This is a genomic window from Chryseosolibacter indicum (assembly GCF_018598585.1).
GTDB classification, from domain to species: domain Bacteria; phylum Bacteroidota; class Bacteroidia; order Cytophagales; family Cyclobacteriaceae; genus Chryseosolibacter; species Chryseosolibacter indicus.
In genome coordinates this window covers 90,020-107,027 of record NZ_JAHESD010000004.1, presented here as the reverse complement: position 1 = coordinate 107,027, position 17,008 = coordinate 90,020, and the positions used below count along the sequence as shown (strand labels likewise).

21 protein-coding genes are annotated in these 17,008 nt (G+C 39.8%); 6 read left to right on the top strand and 15 right to left on the bottom strand.

From position 1 onward, the window contains the following. Positions 1 to 12 precede the first annotated feature (12 nt). Complete coding sequence (locus tag KK060_RS03105) at positions 13 to 1,104, top strand: PAS domain-containing sensor histidine kinase (protein WP_254152054.1); 1,092 nt, start codon at positions 13 to 15, stop codon at positions 1,102 to 1,104. Positions 1,105 to 1,224: 120 nt separating this feature from the next. Then, the gene (locus KK060_RS03100; RefSeq protein ID WP_254152052.1) at positions 1,225 to 1,602 is read left to right on the top strand and encodes a hypothetical protein; all 378 of its coding nucleotides are present in this window, start codon (positions 1,225 to 1,227) and stop codon (positions 1,600 to 1,602) included. A 4-nt stretch (positions 1,603 to 1,606) separates the two neighbouring features. On the opposite strand, the gene KK060_RS03095 is transcribed toward KK060_RS03100, so the two are convergent. Both KK060_RS03095 and KK060_RS03090 read right to left on the bottom strand, forming a co-directional pair. After that, positions 1,607 to 1,975, bottom strand: coding sequence for a response regulator (locus tag KK060_RS03095; RefSeq protein ID WP_254152050.1), 369 nt, complete (start codon positions 1,973 to 1,975; stop codon positions 1,607 to 1,609). 288 nt (positions 1,976 to 2,263) lie between these two features. Beyond that, positions 2,264 to 2,785, bottom strand: coding sequence for a DUF4142 domain-containing protein (locus KK060_RS03090; RefSeq protein WP_254152049.1), 522 nt, complete (start codon positions 2,783 to 2,785; stop codon positions 2,264 to 2,266). A 262-nt stretch (positions 2,786 to 3,047) separates the two neighbouring features. Here KK060_RS03090 and KK060_RS03085 point away from each other — a divergent pair, with 262 nt between their 5' ends. Further along, on the top strand, positions 3,048 to 4,199 hold the full coding sequence (locus tag KK060_RS03085; protein WP_254152047.1) for a Gfo/Idh/MocA family protein: 1,152 nt from the start codon (positions 3,048 to 3,050) through the stop codon (positions 4,197 to 4,199). A 19-nt stretch (positions 4,200 to 4,218) separates the two neighbouring features. Here the strand turns inward: KK060_RS03085 and treZ are convergent, their stop codons facing one another. After that, a complete protein-coding gene (gene treZ, locus KK060_RS03080) occupies positions 4,219 to 6,069 on the bottom strand; it encodes a malto-oligosyltrehalose trehalohydrolase (protein WP_254152046.1) in 1,851 nt (616 codons plus the stop codon). Between the two features lie 23 nt (positions 6,070 to 6,092). Next, entirely contained in the window at positions 6,093 to 7,703 is a 1,611-nt protein-coding gene (locus KK060_RS03075) for an alpha-amylase family glycosyl hydrolase (protein WP_254152044.1), read from the bottom strand. A 226-nt stretch (positions 7,704 to 7,929) separates the two neighbouring features. Here KK060_RS03075 and KK060_RS03070 point away from each other — a divergent pair, with 226 nt between their 5' ends. Beyond that, positions 7,930 to 8,334, top strand: coding sequence for a hypothetical protein (locus KK060_RS03070; protein ID WP_254152042.1), 405 nt, complete (start codon positions 7,930 to 7,932; stop codon positions 8,332 to 8,334). 88 nt (positions 8,335 to 8,422) lie between these two features. On the opposite strand, the gene KK060_RS03065 is transcribed toward KK060_RS03070, so the two are convergent. The 5 genes from KK060_RS03065 to KK060_RS03045 form a co-directional block, all read right to left on the bottom strand. Continuing rightward, on the bottom strand, positions 8,423 to 8,944 hold the full coding sequence (locus KK060_RS03065; RefSeq protein WP_254152040.1) for a dihydrofolate reductase family protein: 522 nt from the start codon (positions 8,942 to 8,944) through the stop codon (positions 8,423 to 8,425). Between the two features lie 23 nt (positions 8,945 to 8,967). Further along, on the bottom strand, positions 8,968 to 9,423 hold the full coding sequence (locus tag KK060_RS03060; RefSeq protein ID WP_254152039.1) for a GyrI-like domain-containing protein: 456 nt from the start codon (positions 9,421 to 9,423) through the stop codon (positions 8,968 to 8,970). A 101-nt stretch (positions 9,424 to 9,524) separates the two neighbouring features. Then, positions 9,525 to 10,487: a helix-turn-helix transcriptional regulator gene (locus tag KK060_RS03055; protein ID WP_254152037.1), complete on the bottom strand. Its 963-nt coding sequence runs from the start codon at positions 10,485 to 10,487 to the stop codon at positions 9,525 to 9,527. 57 nt (positions 10,488 to 10,544) lie between these two features. Beyond that, positions 10,545 to 11,618 carry an SGNH/GDSL hydrolase family protein gene (locus KK060_RS03050; RefSeq protein ID WP_254152036.1) on the bottom strand — a complete coding sequence of 358 codons (1,074 nt, stop codon included), beginning with the start codon at positions 11,616 to 11,618 and terminating at the stop codon, positions 10,545 to 10,547. A gap of 95 nt (positions 11,619 to 11,713) precedes the next feature. After that, positions 11,714 to 12,280 (bottom strand): hypothetical protein, encoded by a 567-nt coding sequence (locus tag KK060_RS03045; protein WP_254152035.1) that lies wholly within the window; start codon positions 12,278 to 12,280, stop codon positions 11,714 to 11,716. A gap of 635 nt (positions 12,281 to 12,915) precedes the next feature. On the opposite strand from KK060_RS03045, the gene KK060_RS03040 reads away from it, so the two are divergent. Continuing rightward, positions 12,916 to 13,308 (top strand): hypothetical protein, encoded by a 393-nt coding sequence (locus tag KK060_RS03040; RefSeq protein WP_254152033.1) that lies wholly within the window; start codon positions 12,916 to 12,918, stop codon positions 13,306 to 13,308. An 81-nt stretch (positions 13,309 to 13,389) separates the two neighbouring features. Here the strand turns inward: KK060_RS03040 and KK060_RS03035 are convergent, their stop codons facing one another. From KK060_RS03035 to KK060_RS03015, 5 genes are all read right to left on the bottom strand, one after another. Then, on the bottom strand, positions 13,390 to 13,755 hold the full coding sequence (locus tag KK060_RS03035; RefSeq protein WP_254152031.1) for a hypothetical protein: 366 nt from the start codon (positions 13,753 to 13,755) through the stop codon (positions 13,390 to 13,392). Positions 13,756 to 13,880: 125 nt separating this feature from the next. Beyond that, on the bottom strand, positions 13,881 to 14,267 hold the full coding sequence (locus tag KK060_RS03030) for a hypothetical protein (RefSeq protein ID WP_254152028.1): 387 nt from the start codon (positions 14,265 to 14,267) through the stop codon (positions 13,881 to 13,883). 98 nt (positions 14,268 to 14,365) lie between these two features. After that, positions 14,366 to 14,656, bottom strand: coding sequence for a DUF1330 domain-containing protein (locus tag KK060_RS03025; protein WP_254152027.1), 291 nt, complete (start codon positions 14,654 to 14,656; stop codon positions 14,366 to 14,368). Positions 14,657 to 14,775: 119 nt separating this feature from the next. Next, a complete protein-coding gene (locus tag KK060_RS03020; protein WP_302180002.1) occupies positions 14,776 to 14,940 on the bottom strand; it encodes a zinc ribbon domain-containing protein in 165 nt (54 codons plus the stop codon). Positions 14,941 to 14,948: 8 nt separating this feature from the next. Beyond that, a complete protein-coding gene (locus tag KK060_RS03015) occupies positions 14,949 to 15,533 on the bottom strand; it encodes a hypothetical protein (RefSeq protein ID WP_254152025.1) in 585 nt (194 codons plus the stop codon). A 177-nt stretch (positions 15,534 to 15,710) separates the two neighbouring features. Here KK060_RS03015 and KK060_RS03010 point away from each other — a divergent pair, with 177 nt between their 5' ends. Next, a complete protein-coding gene (locus KK060_RS03010; protein ID WP_254152023.1) occupies positions 15,711 to 16,562 on the top strand; it encodes a sulfurtransferase in 852 nt (283 codons plus the stop codon). Between the two features lie 27 nt (positions 16,563 to 16,589). Here KK060_RS03010 and arfB read toward each other — a convergent pair whose 3' ends face one another. Next, the gene (gene arfB / locus KK060_RS03005) at positions 16,590 to 17,006 is read right to left on the bottom strand and encodes an alternative ribosome rescue aminoacyl-tRNA hydrolase ArfB (RefSeq protein ID WP_254152022.1); all 417 of its coding nucleotides are present in this window, start codon (positions 17,004 to 17,006) and stop codon (positions 16,590 to 16,592) included. Between the last annotated feature and the right edge of the window lie 2 nt (positions 17,007 to 17,008).

Genomic DNA, 17,008 nt, shown 5'->3' with positions numbered 1-17,008 from the left:
CCTAATCAATTAATGCCAGTGACAAAATCATCTATACCAGAAGTAATAAGCGCAATCGGAGCGTTAGCGAAGGATGGGTACTTTCTATATAACGTAAAAAAAAATACACTCGATTACACAAATTCTTCGCTATTGAAGATTTTCGATATCAGTCACACATCTTTTAGCTCCCAACCTGCCTTTTTTATTAATCATATTTTAAGCGAAGATTTGGAACATCTGCAGGCCGAGTACAGCTTATTCTCCAGGTTAAATAAAGTGGAAGATGTACTATTTAGAATCAAGCAGCATGATGGTACATTCAGGTATTTGCAATTAAACGCCTATAAATACAACAATGAATACGTAGTTGGTATCATTAAAGACGTTACGGAACTTAAAGAGCGGGAAGAGTATGTTATTAATTATGGGGCAAAAAAGAATTCTCTACTTGATATGGTAACACATAATCTTGCTGGCCCTTTGCATCTATCCAGGAATATTATAGAGTCTATAGAACGCAACAGAATTTCAAAAGTATCAGATATTCAGGCTCAGCTTGAACTAATAAAAGAAAATACTAATCATTGTATAGATATTGTCAACGACTTCCTTGAAGAAGAGCACCTGGTATCGGAACATATCAGCGTAAAGGCAAATCCATTCAACGTTATTGAAAAGCTGGAAATCATAATTGAACGTATAAGAAAATCATATCCTGATTATAGTTTTAAGATCAATACTAAGCAAAAAGATATCACCATACAGGCGGATGATGTTAAGTTCTTACAGGTTGCTAACAATCTTATTTCAAACGCTGTTAAGTTTTCACCAACAAAGTCTACCATTGAGATAGCAATAACAGAATCACCAAAAACTGTAATCATTGCCTTTAAAGACTCTGGCATTGGAATACCTGATTCAATGAAATCGGCACTTTTTCAAAAGAACACTCCTGCCAGCAGACCGGGTCTCATGGGCGAAAAATCAATAGGTATGGGATTATACATTGTAAAGAAACTTGTTCAGCTCATGAATGGCCAAGTAGACTTTGAGAGTAAGGAAAACGTGGGAACCACATTTACATTAACGTTCCCTAAGGATGACATCGAGCATGCTTCTTAATTCACTACCAATTTACTCACTACAAAGCCCTGAACACTTTCATACAACCGATACACCAATTGATAACCAGTCAAAAGGAGTCATTTTAACGGCTAATAAGAAAAGTAACGAATTGCAAGCATGAACATCTTCAGAACTTTACTTTGGATACAAGGATGTTATACGTTGTTAACAGCAATATGGCCATTGGTTGATATTCATAGCTTCATGTTGGCTACGGGTTACAAAACAGACATTTGGCTTATAAAAACCGTGGGCGCACTTCTTATTCCTGTAGCGCTCACCATGCTATCTTTTTTATTTATAGATACAGATCAGAGACCAGTTTTTATACTCGGAAGCCTTACCTCTGCTGCTTTTATCAGCATTGATTTCTATTACGCACTCAATGATGTAATCTCTGACATCTATTTGGGCGACGGCATCATTCAAATCATCTTTCTCATTACATGGCTCGCCTTAGCGAAACCCCTGCTGTTGAAAAGAAGTAATAAGTAAAACACTAAAGGCGAAAAGGAAGTCCTTCTTCAAGTTTAGGTTTTATAAGATAACCATCGGGCTTTACTCCCAGTGATTCCACGTACTCTTTGGAACGAAGCGATGAGACTAGAAAGATTACGGATAGTTCCCTTTCCTTTGGTTCCGATCGGATTATATCAAAGACTTCAAACCCATCAACAGATGGCAGTACTAAATCCAAAAGAATAAGCTTAGGAGCACCGTCAGATTCAAAAAGTAAAAACTTAACCGCCTCTGCCCCATCCTGAATATATCTTATCTTATTATTTACGTGACTTCGAAGGAATTTAATTAAACGTTCAGCGTCGTCTTCATTATCCTCAATCAACACTATTTCCAAGTCCTCTTTCATACTGTAACATTTCCTTATTTGAGGAACAAAAACATGCCGGCATGTTGCGAAGGAGAAATTGGGTGTTTCGAACAGCTACTTTTATTGTCTGAATTAACCGGCGGCGCACTGCTGGTAACAATTCTTAGTCGTCTTGAAAGGGGTAGCGTACCCTTCTGCAAGTTAGAAACAACGTGCGTTTGTAGGTCCTACCCTAACCTCAATGTAACTTAATGCCAATTACCTAGCTTAGTGGTAACTGATCAAATCACTGCTGGACCTGCAAGGGTTTATACGAGATGCATTCATTTATTCTTCATCATTCCTGCTCACGGAAAGACTACCAGAGCTTTTTTCTGTCTGAACAATCTGCTCGATATCTTCAAGATGTGATTCAATTACAGGAAGATTGTTTACAACAAAATCACGAACCTCGGGATCACTAAACTTTTTCGCTCTGCTGAACTGACGGAGATCATGTTTGTGATCAAGCGTTATCATACGAACAAACTTCTTATCGAAGAATCTTCCATTCTCACTTCTTAACTCATATAACCCATGTGTTCTTCTATTGCTTAAAGCTTTAGGAAGCCTTACCTTTTTCTTTTCAGCAAGTTCTTTAAGCTCTTCAAGTACCTTTGACTGATCCTGTATGATCTTTTCGCCATAAGCGCGGATTTCTTCGGTAGTACCACGCTCTTTAGCCAGCTTACCTTGTTCTATGCCCATCATTCGGGTATCAGCAGCCTGAATAATAAACGCTGCAATGTGGTCGTCAACCATTGCGTGTTCCTCTTCACTTACATTATTTACGTTTTCTTTTTCACCCATTGTGCATTGGTAAAAAAACACCACGCTGATAATGAGTAAACTAATCAGAACTCTTTTCATTTTAGATAATCCTCCTTCACATTCCAATAATTATGCCTTTTGTAAAACTTAAAACACATCGTACGACAAAAGGAAATATTTCGAGTTAAATGTTACCAGCATTGCATTAACGTTTTCGCAGCACTTCCAATGCTCACTAACGTAATCCAATAATAAATGTATAGGTATAATTTTTAACATTTATTGAGAAACGCAATTCCCTATGAAAAAATCCTTTCAGTTATCAAGAAGAACTTTCATCGAACATTCTTATCGCTATAGTGTTGCTGCTTTCTCAGTGTATTCATTTTCTTCGCTTACTTCTTGCCAGAGTAAACAGGAGAAGGAAGAGAAAAGCGAACAGAATGTATCAGAACAACAGGCATCAAAGAAACTAGGTATTGCGTTGGTAGGACTTGGTAACTACAGCAAAGGACAACTTGCTCCTGCGCTTCAGGAAACACAGCACTGTTACCTTTCCGGAATCGTTACAGGTTCTCCTGATAAAGCAGATGAATGGAAAACGAAGTATAATATTCCGGAGAAGAATATTTACAACTACGAGAATTTCGATCAGATAAAAGATAACCCTGATATCGACATCATCTATGTTGTGCTTCCTAACGCCATGCACAAAGAATTTGTTGTAAGAGCAGCGAAAGCGGGCAAGCATGTTATATGCGAAAAACCAATGGCTGTTACCGTACAGGAATGTGACGAAATGATAGCTGCATGCAAGGAAGCCGGTAAGATGCTTTCTATCGGTTACCGCTTACGTTTCGAACCCTACAATCGGGAGATGACTCGCTTTGGAACTGAAAAAGTATTCGGCAACATTAAAAAGGTAATTGCAGAAAATGGCATGAGTGATACAGAAGGCTGGCGATTAAACAAAGCACTCGCGGGCGGTGGCTCTCTTATGGATGTCGGAATCTATGCCATACAAGGCGTGCGTTATACAACAGGAATGGAACCGATAGCTGTTACTGCTAAAGAAGGTCCTAAAAAAGACAAAGATCGATTTAAAGATATAGAAGATTCGCTAAGCTGGACCATGGAAATGCCGGGAGGTATTATAGCAGAATGTAAAACTGCCTACACCAACGAAATGAACAAACTTCGCCTTGAAGGTGAAAACGGTTGGGCCGAACTATCTCCTGCCTATCCTTATAAAGGTATAAAGGGAGAAACTTCAAATGGTAAGATGGATTTTCCGGAAGTAAACCAACAAGCCTTGCAGATGGATGCGTTCGCACAAGCAATAAAGGAAAACAAACCATCAACTGTTCCAGGTGAAATGGGAAAACAGGATGTTAAAATCATACAGGCAATTTACGAGGCTATGCGCACAGGAAAAAAGGTGACAATTTCCTGATGCATTGTCTCTAAATTAATCACCTTACTTCTTCATATACAATTACACTTGTTGGTGGAATTACTACCTCTTCTGATGAAGTAGTTAATGAAGGCAGTGTTTGCTTTTGCTTTCCGTCTTCGCTCCATTGTACTTCCTGGGAATCAAGAATCTTTCTCCATTTCTTATTTCCCAGAGGCATTGTGTATCTTACTTTCTGCTCGCCAAAATTAAACAGACATAGCACATGATCACTTCCTCCTACTGCCTGGCGATGAATAACAAGTGCATCCTGAGCGATAACCTGAGCCGTGATATCGTTCTTGTCAAAATTTCCTATTGCTTTGTTCGATCTTCTTAGCTGAATAAGCCTCTTATGCCATTCAAGCGTAATTTTGTGCTTGCCTTCATTTCGTTTAACCCACTTCAACTTTGAGTCATTGAAAGTCTTCTCATCATAAGGATCTGGTGATTCTCCTTCTCCCTTATAATCTTTAAATTCTTCTTTTCTTCCTTTTCTTACAGCTTCAACAAGGGCAGGATCTGTGTGGCTTACGAAATAGTAGAAAGGAGATTGATCTGCATACTCTTCGCCCATAAATAGCATCGGCACGTAGGGCGAAAGCATTAAGGCCGCTGCTCCTAATTTAACTTTCTCATGATTAACAAGAACACATAGACGTTCAGCATGTATGCGGTTTCCGATCTGATCGTGGTTAAGATTAAATGCTACGAATTTATCACCAGGGATACCTGCAGAAGAAACACCGTGCTTTCTCTTCCTGAACTTTACATACTCCCCGCTGTGAACAAAGCCATCTGTATATGCTTTCGCAAGTTGTTCTATCAATCCGAAATCAATATACCGTTCTCTGCCTTTTGGGTCGAGCATCACATACAGCGCATGATGAAAGTCGTCAAGCCATTGGGCTGTGAAACCATATCCTCCTATTACTAAAGGATTAATTACGCGAGGGCTATTCAAGTCACTCTCTGCGATCATATGCAACGGTCGTCCTACCTCTTCCTGCAATTGCTTTACCTTATCGTTTACATACTGCCAGAAATGATATGCACCATTATCATAGGCCATGTGAATTGCATCGAGTCTCAGTCCATCAAGGTGAAAGTATTTAAACCAATACAAAGCATTGTTACAGAAGTAATCTCTTACGCCATCCGACCAGTCTCCATCGAAATTAATGGCATCTCCCCAGGGTGTACAATATGTATCTGTAAAATAAGGTCCATATTGAGGGAGGTAATTTCCTTCAGGGCCAATATGATTATATACCACATCCAGGAATACAGCGATACCTCTTTGATGACAGGCATCAACCAGTCTTTTTAATCCATCAGGTCCCCCATAAGTATTTTGAACAGCGTAAGGATAAACACCATCATAACCCCAGTTTCTACCTCCGCTAAACTGTGACACAGGCATAAGCTCCAACGCATTAATTCCTGTTTCATAAAGCTCGTCCAGATAAGGTATAATGGCTTCAAAAGTACCCTCTTGAGTAAATGTACCAACGTGGACTTCGTAAAGTATAAGGTCTTTAAAAGGCAATCCACGCCATGCCTGGTCCTTCCATTCATAGTCATGGGTATAAACCTGTGAGGGACCATGCACGCCCTCTGGCTGGTAGAATGAAGTAGGATCAGGATAATCTTTTTCGTTATCGGGTCTAAAGAAGTACTTCGCTCCCTGCTTTACATCTTTTAATGTTATACTAAAATAACCTTCATCATCTTTCTTCATCTCAACCTGTCGTTTTGATTCTGTTAGATGAAGAATCATACGCTCCTTTAAAGGAGCCCAGACAGAAAATGTACATTCAGAACCATTAAACCTGGCACCGGCCAGATTGGTAGCGAGCGTAGTTCCCATAGAAGTTATACCAAGAGTTGTTTTTAATTTTCTTTTAATTTGATAATAATACCTTCATCTCCGCTTAAACTTATTGTACCTTCTACTGCTGTACCTTCAAGCTCAGGAGAAGTAGAAACTACAATAGTACCCGTATAAGATGTTTGCTTCTGCCTGAAATAACATGGTCTATGGGTGAGATTAAGAATGATAAGAAATGCTGGGGAGCCTTCTGCTTTTCGTATGTAAGCTATCATCTGGTGATCCGAATAAACCGGAGTATAACTTCCTACGGATAATGATGACTCCTTCTTACGTAAAGCGATAAGCTTAGCATATAAATTATATATTGACGTTTCATTATTGCGGAGTGCTTCTACATTCTGCCGCGTATAGTTCCTGTCAACTCTCAGCCACGGCTTAGTTGTTGAGAACCCTGCATTAGTCGAGGCATCCCATTGCATGGGTGTTCTTGCAGGATCCCGGCTCAGGTTCTTATCGGGCATGTTTAAACCCTGCGGATCCTGGATTTCTTCAACCGGTATCGGTACATCTTTCAACCCGATTTCATCACCATAGTAAATAGTAGGTGTGCCTCTTAACGTAAGAAGAAGCATGGCTGCCACACGTGCTTGTTCAGAACCAAGTCTGCTTGCCACCCTTGGTTGATCATGATTTCCTAAAACCCAGTTAGGCCATCCATGTTCGGGTAAAGCATTTTCATACTCCGCTATGGCGAGTGCTATCTGTGTTGCATCCCACGGTAAGGTTAACAGTTGAAAGTTAAAAGGAAGATGTGCACCTTTTCTTTCTGCACCATAGTACGTAACCAGTTTTTGTATCGGAAGGTAGATCTCTCCTATCATCATACGCTCATCGTACTGATCGAGCAGATCCCTCATCATCCTCACGATCTTATGAACTTCAGGCTGATCAGTAGAAAACACAGGAAGCAGTTGATCATACGTGGCCATGTGTTGCTGATATGTTGGATTAACAGGATTATCTCTGAACTGATCATCCTTTATCATGTGCCACATTACATCTACACGGAAGCCATCAACACCTTTATCCAACCAGAACTTCATTACGTTCAGCATCGCCTTTTGAACTTCCGGGTTTCTCCAATTAAGATCGGGTTGCTCTTTAAGAAACGCATGGTAGTAATACTGTTGAGTCTTTTCATCCCATTCCCACGCACTTCCCCCAAATGCAGCAAGCCAGTTGTTAGGTGGTGAATGATCAGGACCTGGATCTTTCCATATATACCAATTGCGTTTGGGATTATCTCTTGATGAGCGTGACTCAAGAAACCAGGGATGCTGATCTGAAGTGTGATTAGGAACAAGATCAAGAATTAGCTTCATTCCCCTGTTATGAATTTCCTTTAACAGCACATCAAAGTCAGCAAGAGAACCAAACAAAGGATGGATACCGGTATAATCTGAAATATCATAACCAAAATCTGCCATGGGTGATGGGTATATTGGTGAGATCCAAACGGCATCAATTCCTAAATTCTTTATGTAATCAAGACGGGTAATTATTCCTTTTAAATCTCCTACCCCATCGCCATTGCTATCCTGAAAAGAACGTGGATAAATTTGATATATAATTCCTTCCTGCCACCATAAGTGGTTCTGTTTTTCCTTCATGTACTTCAATACTTTAAAGCCAGATTCTGTTGTTTGAAATGTTGACTTCTTGACCTAACAGACTTCAGGGAGGTATAACAGGCAAAAGCCGATTATTAAAATTCTATTCCTGACGTACTACCAGCAGAAGAAATGATCCAGCAATTGCATTTATTAATGTTAAACAACCTGCTTTAAAAGGCATGGTTATTTCAGTACAACAAGAAGTGTAGAAAGGATTTGTGTTATGGACAATTACGAATACAACCGGCAAAAAGTCTATCCTGGTCAGCTACAAGTTGACGGGGAAAGATTCATGTATCAGGATATCTTAGCGAATTCAAGATATGGTAAGCGGCACATAATAAAAGATGTTGCTGCCAGTACGGATGAAGATATTGCTGACGAAATGCAACGAGAGGAACGCCCATCTGCAACTTTTAATGAAGGTAGCAGAAATGAGAACAGGTTTCCTGAAAGTGGTGCAAACTATGATACCCGAAATTTACATTCGGGAATGCCACCACGTACAGCAGGAGAACGCAAGGAACAACGTGCGGGTAACAATGAGCTGGAGCGAAAAGCAGATGCAAGGGAAAATGAAGGTTCAGTAACAAGAACAGAAGGCAGCACCAGGCAGTTATCTGATTAGCCAAAAAGGCAAGGTCTATAAACCAAACAAAAGAGAGAGAACGTTGAGTAACTCTCTTCTTTTTTTTACATCCATTAGCGTTAAACTATTACTTCTCTTTCAGCTGATAGTTTAATGAAACCAAACCTGTTTCATACACCTTGCTGTTTACTAGCGTAAGATTGATAGGATGTTGAAGGTTGGTGAAAAGTGGTTTTCCTTTTCCAAGTATAATGGGATGAACCGTAAACCAGAATTCATCAACAAGATTTGCTTGCATCAACGACTCCGTTAAGGCGGCACCGCCAAACAACCAGATATCTTTTCCGGGTGCAGCTTTAATTTCCTTTACCTGTTCTAAGGTACTTCCCCTTACTAATTCAGCACCTTCAAGCTGCCCCTTTATTGTATTGGAGAATACATAGTTTTTCTTGTTCCCATACATACCAAGGCCTCCTTCCATCTTAACTACAAGCTCATAACTTTTTCTGCCATATAAAATTGTATCAATCCTGTTGAGAAAATCAGTCATACCATAATCCTGATCGGTGAAACACCAATCAATTTCTCCATTCGGACCTTCAATAAAATTATCCAGCGTAACAGCTACTGCCAATATTATTTTTCTCATAAAGTTATAATGTAGTTGTTTTATTATTTAAGCCCAATTTGTATTTCAGAGACGTTTGCCTCGGGATGTTTAAAATCTACATTTATATAGATCTCGCGATTAACAGCAAGTGGTTCCAATTTATTATCTGCTATGTAATGAAATGCAACATCATAACTTCTTGGAAAGTCGAGCCAGTTTCCTTCATGCACTAAGGCCAGGCACTTGAAAGCTCCCGTTCTTTTGAAGTGAAAATTGCCATCGTATTCCTCAAGAACATAAGCAACAGGAAGTGCAATTTCGAGCGTAAAGGCTTGTTGTTCACCACCCGTAAAGCTGTGGTAATGCCAATGAACAGGGCCTGTAATAGGAATTTTATTCTTCACAGCTTCCTTATACAACTCCTGCGAAACCGGGAGGAATTGGGTAAGTGTATTAATCTGAGCTTCCGTTCTGAAAAACAAAAAACTAATTGGCGGTACTTCTTTAACCTGCATCATACTGATTTTTTTGCTAAATACAGGCACAAAGCTGACAACCTTATGTCAGCAGGGTGAAAAGAACTATTGATTGATTAATGTGGTTGGTAACTGCAGGAGGATTACGAAAACTTTAATGCACCTTTATAGTGTAGTACAAGTTCATCCACCATTTCCTCCATTATTCCCCTTAACTTATCCGGGTTTTCGATTTCTACGGCGTTTCCATACATGAGAAGCCACTTGCAGAAAGAGCGTGTGTTTGCAACCAAAAAGGTCATACGGCACCTGTCTCCCAAATCCTCTTCAGACACATAGCCGTAGTAGTAGCGCGCATATTTAACATTGCGTGTCATTGATTTATCAAACAGCAAGGTAACCTTCTCCATTTCCTGGTGTGCTGCAGTAAGGCTTTGGAAGTATTCCTGCAAAGTAAACAGGTTGCGTGAATCAAAACTGGCACCGGTGTTCTTCAACGATTGAATAAGGTCAACACGAAAATCGCGATAGCCATTGCGTAATCTGCACCAGCCTATTAAATGCCAACGCCCTGAGTAGTGTACAATCCCGATAGGTTCAATTTCACGTGTGGTTCTCTCCTCCTTCGTAGAGAGATATTCGACGCGCATCACGTTTTTCTTGGAGATGGCATTTTGAATTTCGGCCATATATTCATTCGGATAGTCCTCTTGTTTATCGTGCCTTAGTATTTCAATAGCAGATTGAAGATTTTCAAGATGGTCTTTCTCCGAATCGTTAAGCACGGATTTTATTTTAAGAAGTGCTGATTCATATGCTTTACGAATAGATACATCGGTCATCTTTTCTACCAGTTTCCCGGCTGTGAGCATAGCACTTGCTTCTTCCTGGCTGAACATGACGGGAGGAAGATGATATCCGTCTACTATAAAATATCCTTTCCCTGCTTCTGAACCAATGGGTACTCCCGCCTCCATCAACGCCTTAACATCGCGATAAACTGTTCTGAGGCTTATCTCAAATCGCTCAGCAATTTCTTCTGCTTTAACTACACGCTTTGTCTGTAATTGTATAAGAATAGCTGTTAAGCGATCAATTCTGTTCATATATGCTAATATACAAGTTTAAAAAACAGATACGAATTATTAACGTACAGTAATATGCTACCAACCCATCAATGATTTTATTTTCGCCGTTAACTCATTGGCGATTAATGTATGATCCTGTAAATCAGGATGGCTGCCACAACCATTGTTAAAACTTCTTGAAAAAAAATATTTATCAACTTTTTTCTCGCCGTTACTTTGAAGATGTGAAACCACACCTGTAAGATATCTTCGCATAACTTCCGCCAGCTTCTCATCCGCCATCGGACTTGTGATACAAAGTATCTGTGCTCTGGGATAAAGCGTTCTTATATTTTTGATGAAAGAAACATAAGCGGAGCAAAACTTTACCGAGTCCTGAATTCTGTCATTCTGGCCCAGGCAAATACTCACCACCTCAGGTTGATATTTTTTAAAGTCCCACAGGATAGTATCATCTCTCATATTTATTTTATCGAAAACATCAGGCATGGTTATCTCCATATTACAGCAACTGCGAATAAGACCAATACCGGAAACAGAACTTAGATGCCATTGTGCATTAAGTCTGCGGGCTGTCTGAGCACCATAGCTTAAGTAAGCATTGTGCTGATCGTACCATTGCCCGCTATCACATGGGATCACTGACAGATCACTACCCATACCACACGTAATCGAATTGCCAATAAATTCAATTTTTCGTGAAGGTTTGTTAGGCAGGCGCAAGAGCTTCTCACATTTTAACCCGACAAACTCAAGGTAACCAATGCCAGCTTCCGTATTCTTACAGATCACAATAGTATGCTCGCCTTTCAAAAGGTTTCTAACGGTATCAATAACATTCTTCTTGCCTTTTGTTTGCAGACGAATGGGTGCATTATCATCGACAATAATGGAAATGTAATTATGGGATTTACCCCAAAGCTCTTCGTCATTAATATGCAACTCGCAATAGGTGCCGTAGAACTTTGCTTTTATGTAAACTCCCGGCTGCCAAAAACGTAGAGCTTCGGGATTGGATGCATCAATACGTCCTACATATTGAATTAACGGATCACTTGCAGCAAAAAATTTTCCTGCATGCTGTTGCGCGCTTACGCTGTTATACAAAAAAACAAAAATAAAAACCTGTAAGACTAATCTTAAAAGCATCGTGAGGAATGGTTAACAGATCGAGGCGTTAAAATACAAAGATTCCAAAGCACTCCTAATAACCTTCGCGTAAACCAAGAAGACTCATTTTCCATTTACTCAACCGTGTAAACAAATGGTGTACTACCCATATCGCAATCATCAATAAATGCATGGATCTTCATGTTATGACGAAGCAAGAAATCATGTCCGGTATGAAGTATAAATTCCGTTTTGTCGCTCTTGTTTGCCTCGCCTTTAAACACAGGTAAGCCATTCTCACCGTAAATAACAACCCTCACCTTTCTAACTGCAAAATCTTTCTTATACGCATTAATCTTTACGGTGTCTTGCACCTTACCATTCTTTTTGTTTACGGCTATTGCTTTAATCTCTCCTTTTCGCATATACTCTGTAATGGCTGCAGTATATGCGTTTGGCAATTTTAACTTCCTGGCCTTATGCTGATAGTAGGCCTTCTTCTGCGGGTCTAGCAAAACATGCTTAGCATAAATGGTGGCGCTTCGAAATTTCTCGCGATTTCTTCGCTGGCCTTCACTTTGCTTTTCGGGTGGAGAAGGCTTTGCTGACATAATTGTCTTATTGCGCACCTGCCTGAACATAACACTACCGAAGGCACCCCTGGCGCCTTTTGTAAGGGAATTATGAGTTATGATAGCCATATTTTTCTTTTTCCTGGAAAACTAGGGTATGCCAGTGACAAATAGTGTCAAAAATGAAAATAGGGATTAGAAATCAGGCATTGGGGGTTAGGCAACGGGTATTGGGAATTAGGCACCAGGCATTAGGCATTAGGGGTTGGTATTAGGCATTGTAGAGTGGGAATTGGGGATTAGGGGCTGGGAGCTAGGAATTGGGCAAAGGCGCTAAGCGTACTTGGGCTTGGCTCTGCTAAGTATTCTCTAAAGCTCCTCTAAGGCACCTCTAAAACATTCTCCACACCCTCTGCACTCTCTTTGCACTTTCTCTGCACTCCCCAGGGAGTTGTGTTGAAACGAAATTTATAAATAAAATGATTTAAAACCCGGGAAAATATGGGCCACTATGAATTACTTAAAGATACAAAAAAAGTAAGAGATGGCGAAGGCCACAACAAGCGTTTAAGTAGCAAAACTTAAATCTGAAAACAACCCCTAACTTATTCCTCTATTCCAAATATGGGACAATTACCCTGTTTTCTAGTTTCAATTTGAGACGGTTTTTTGTTCAATAATGGCGAAACGGCCGTTTTTACAACGATTGCACTGATTTTTAATTGAGGCATTAAAATGGCAATAGTGGTATCAAATTAAACCCCATGAAAAATTATACTCTCACACTTCTTCTCGGCATCCTGGCAGTAGCCATTAGTGGTTTCAGGGCTGAGGTGATCGAAAGCTCAAAAATAGAAAGAGCGTTAACAAATAAAGACTGGGCTTTTTACAGAGCCGAATCTTTAAATGGAGACATCAGTCATGTTATTAACACCTTGTATAACAACTCATCTTTCTACTTCTCAAGTACTAAACAATATGAAGAGAAGTTCTTTGAAAAGAATGTTGACGGTGAGTGGTATGTGGAAGGAAATAAGTTATTTCTTAATAAAGGCAAGTTTGATGAGGAAGTACTTGACGTTATTGAGATAACAGATAAGACATTAAAGCTAAGTGTAATTGAGAGAGGTGAAGTAGTTACACTTACTTACAGATAACTTTTCGTTAGTTGGTTTTTTCAATTAGGTTAATGTGAATGTGAGAATCTGCCGCCCTTCCCAGGGGCGGCATTCTTATTTTTATTGATCATCATCTTCATTAAGCATACCCGTTATTGGTTTACCTTCTTTATTAAAACGATAAATGTGGGTGGTTATGCCTTCCTTCTTCTCGAGTAAATAAATTTTGTTTTGAGAATCATAATACAACGTCTGATTTTCCCATCCTTTGTACTGATCTTTTTGTGAGAGTGTTTTTTTCAGATCAGAAGGAATATCATCTACATCAACTTTTTGAACGTATTGATTAAGAAAATCACTGCCTTCATTTTGCATTGAAAGTGTATCACTTTTTTTAAGCGTTAGATTACGCGTTGTATCAGTTTGGGCATATAGCGCTGACGCAAAAACAAATGACAACAAGATTAAAACTAACCTCTTTTCCATGGCTTTCTTCAATTTTATTCAAACTAAAAATCACTCGCAGAACAGAGAAGAAATATGCCAGCCGGCAGCGCAGGAAACAAAATGCGCGACTAGCGGCAAAAGTTTTAGGTAAAGAAAAAGCAGCTTTACTGATCGTCGTTCTTACTCACTTCGTCATAGGTAACAGGGCGGCCGCTTTCGTCTAATCCGTAAATCCTGGACGCGTTACCTCTTTTAATCTCTACAAGATAAAGGTGTGTGTTCTTATCGTAATAAACGGTACTCCCCTGCCAGCCTTCATATTGATCGCCTTTTCGAAGGGCTTTCTTTACTTTCTTCGGTATTTGAGATTCAGGTACAGCCACAATGTTTTCCTGAGGCCCCAGATCAGATTGCGGGAATACAGCTACCGTATCATCTTCACTAACCGGTAGGCCATGTACATAGGCAGTACTATCACTTTGTGCTTTTACCTGAAAAGCAGCAAGCATTAAAATAATTGATATATAAATAAAAACAGATTGCAGTTTCATACACGCATAACATCTAATTATTATGCCAGGCATTACATAAAAAAGGAAGTAAACCAGGTATACAAGTCTGCTTTACTTCCTTGTTGATGAAGGTATTTCTACTCAAAACCTTCAGCTACGATCATGCGTGTAACAGAAGCTGATTGCCTTAAAGCTTTAGCAGGCGCGTACTCTTCTGATGACCACCAAGCTTTCGCTTTTTCGAGCGATGGAAACTCGAGTATTACTATTCTCCCCGGCTCCCAGTCCCCTTCAAGTGTTTCAGTTTCTCCTCCCCGTACAATAAACTTCCCTTCAAAAGGTTTCAGCGATCCTGGTGTCAGCTTCTTGTAGTCGTCATACAATGCAGGATTATTAATTTTAACATCAACAATAACGTAGGCTTTCATGATACAGTTAATTTACAATAAGCAAATACGAATTTCTTTAACAGAGATCTCTTTTAAAAATCAAATGTAAAAGATTAACCTGCTGGATAACAAGTAACAGATGTACTTATTGATGTGTATTAAAAAATGGAGATAATAATGTAGATAATAAACAGTAGTGCTAGTAACAGGGCTACCCATCTCAATGAAGACGAAGAGGTGGTAAATTCATAACCACAGATGGGACACGTCCTTGTTTTTACATCCACCTCCATGGCACAAGACGGACATTCTTTTTTCTTCATTTTCGCACTTATTTACTGCACTGGAATCCCGCCCATATTTGGTCTAACTCTTTCCATACACGATGCTCCTTTGATTGGGGCGATATTGAAAAGAAGACTGCTTCCTTATTGTGTTCCTTACAAAAGGTTTTGTTTACCTTGATATTTAAAACAATTGGCTTCTCGCTCATATAATCAAGCATAGATACCGTGCCAACAAAATAGTTACCTGATGCATCCGTTACCTGCTTAAACCTCGCTTTTGTAGGCACTACTTTCGATGTTTCTATTTTGCGACTTGCAACATTTCTACTCACCAATCCATTGTAGTAGTCCTCAAGGTGATTTTTAAGATTGGATGCTGTTACTTCCACCTCACCATCAATCCACCACAAATAACAGTAAGACCATAACTCTTCATTACCAGGAGTTCCCCACCCAGGCGAAAATCTAAGCTCTTCAATACCACTGTAAGGAATGTTTGGCGCAAAATCTACCGGAAGCTTAAACGATTCAGTACTCCAACCTTTAGGACAAGGAAGGTTAACAGTTTGTGCGTAAGAAATCAGAGAAGAGATTGAAAGCACCAGACACAGCACATACCTAATAATCATGGGGTCATTCTTTTAGATTATCCTCTAAGATACAAACCAGCATTAAGATTAGCACATTCTCAATCCATATTACGCTACGTTTACTATCCATTTTAATTTTTCAGGTCAATTATTGAAGATTTCTCAAAACCCATACTACTTTTTTATGAATTACTTATAGTTTTTATATTTACAATTATGGCTAAAATTAATCCTCCTCTCATTGATGCAAGTGAAGTAAAACAGCATCTTGCGATAAGCAACACTGTTGTTATTGATGCACGCAGCGGACCTGATGCTTTTGAAAGGTATAGCAAAGGGCACGTTGCCAGAGCAATACACGTAGACCTTGACAAAGATCTTTCTAAAAAACCAGAAGACGCTGCTAAAGGCGGACGTCATCCTTTGCCTGCAATAGAAGAATTCTCAAGCCTTCTGGGCAAGCTTGGTATAACACCTTCGTCACACATTATTGCGTATGACGATAAAAATGGTGCTAATGCAGCTGCGCGGTTTTGGTGGATGATGAAGGCGGTAGGTCATGAAAAAGTACAAGTTGTTAATGGTGGCCTTGATGCTCTGGTAAAAGAAGGCATTGCAAGCGCCACTGATGCATCTGTAGTTACACCAACATCATCATACCCCGTAGATAAATGGAAGAGACCGACACAAAGAATTGAAGACGTAGAAAAGGCTGCGTCAGACTCGCGATTTCTCGTGGTTGATGTAAGGGAGGCTTTTAGGTACAGAGGGGAACGTGAACCTATTGATCTTGTTGCCGGACACATTCCTGGCGCTGTAAACATCCCTTACATCAACAACCTTGACACGGAGGGCAAGTTTCTTCCTGCTGAAGAGTTGGAACAACGATATAAGCAGGTCATTGGAGAAAGACCCTCAGAAAATGTAATCGTTCATTGCGGATCAGGTGTTACTGCATGTCACACCCTTCTTGCCATGGAACACGCAGGCATTACAGGCGCACAACTTTATGTTGGCTCATGGAGTGAATGGTCTCGTACGGGAAGAACAATTGCCACGGGTGACTAAGAAATATTAAAATTGGAGGCGATGCCTTTAAAAAGGCTTTTGTCTCCATTTTTTCTTTTCAGAATTCTGCTTTTTTGAATCAATTCTGCTTTTTATAGAAGCTTTTGTTGGCTTAGTAGGTTTTCTTACTTTCTTCTTTTCAAAAGCCTTGTTTACAACCTGCTCAAGCTTTTCTAGTGCTTCCTGCTTGTTTTGTAACTGCGAGCGTTTGTCATCAGCAGATATTACCAACATACCCTCTTTTGTAATTCTCGATGCCAGTTTTTTCAGAATTACTTCTTTTTCATCTTCCGATAAAATTGCTGAGTGCTGAACATCCCATTTTATAGTAACTTTTGTGTTTACTTTATTAACGTTCTGCCCGCCTGGTCCTCCGGCTCGGGATGTAATGAATTCCAGTTCTCCCAGAATGAGATCAGAAGTTATTTTTCTTCGTGCAGGCATTG